The 1,224-nt window shown below is 72.3% G+C and carries 1 protein-coding gene; it reads left to right on the forward strand.

Features of this window, described 5'->3' with window-relative positions; translation table 11 throughout:
• Positions 1 to 563: 563 nt before the first annotated feature.
• Positions 564 to 1,224: AAA family ATPase (locus ACWGI8_RS37295; protein WP_453667873.1), on the forward strand; the 661-nt coding region annotated here is incomplete at its 3' end.

The following is a 1,224-nucleotide window of genomic DNA, read 5'->3' on the forward strand; positions in this document are numbered from 1 at the left end:
TTCCGGCCTCGCCCGGCGCCCCGAGGTTCACCCGGGAGACCCCGCCGGTGCTCAGCGCGAAGTACTCGTTGCTGCTGTACCACTGGCCCTGGTAGAGCTGCCGATCCCCTGTCCCGCTGACCAGATTCCGGACGCCACGGGCACGAAGGCGTTCAATGCCGCGTACAAGGCCGCCACATACGTCGGCATTGAGCGGCGTGGCCGGCGCTGGACGGTGAAGACCGACAAGGCCCCAGGCCACGTCATCGCCGCGGCCGCGTGCTTGAACATCTTGCGGTGCATGTTGACCCTGGTGCGGGAGAGAGCGCGCAGCTCGCAGATGGTGGGTGATCGCCGGATGCGGACTGTGCGTACTCTCCGTCGGAGCGCTGTCCAGCGGCGCACGGGCGCAGCAGACGGCGCGGCGCACGGCGGAGCGGCTTCGGGGACCGGAGCTGAATCAGGCGCCGTCCACAGCGAGCGCATAGCCGAAGCTCAGCCCGTGCTCAGCCGCGGTGGGGCGTGGCTCACCTTCGCCCGCAGACGGTGGTGCCGGGCGCGGCCGGTGGGCAAGGATTCGACGGATGGGTCCGAGTCGAACGTGCGAGGAGTGCGGGTCAGAGCTGCCCGGCAAAGAGCGGCGTACGGGAAGTGAACCGGCGCAGGGCGGCCGGCCTGCCCGCTATTGTTCCGCCGCATGCCGGCAGCGAGCCTTCCGCCGCCGCTCGGCACGCGACGGCACGGGCCGTACGCAGCAGCCCACCGCGGCCGGGGATCGCTCGCAGCCGCCCACCGCGGGCGTGCAGGCCCGGGAACTGCCTCGTGCGCTCGACACCTTCGTCGGTCGCGGCCGCGAACTGTCCCGGCTGCGCACCCTCGTGAAGTCGGCCCGGCTGCTAACTCTCACCGGCCCGGGGGGAGTCGGCAAGACCCGCCTCGCGCTGGAATTCGCCGGGGATCTCCGGGTCGGCGCGGAGGGCCGGGCCCAGTTCGTCGAGCTGGACTCGCTGCACGACGGCAGCCAGCTTCCCCAGGCCGTGGCCGCCGCACTGGGTCTGGGCGAACGCGGCAGCCGCAGCGGCGTCGAGGTGCTCGCCCATGCGCTGGGCGACCGCTCGATGCTGCTGATCCTGGACAACTGCGAGCACCTTGCCGAGCCGTGCGCACAGCTGGCCGCGGACCTGCTGAGCCGGTGCCCCCGGCTGCGGATCCTCGCCACCAGCCGCGAGGTGCTGCGGGTTCCGG

The organism is Streptomyces sp. NPDC054841 (assembly GCF_053611045.1).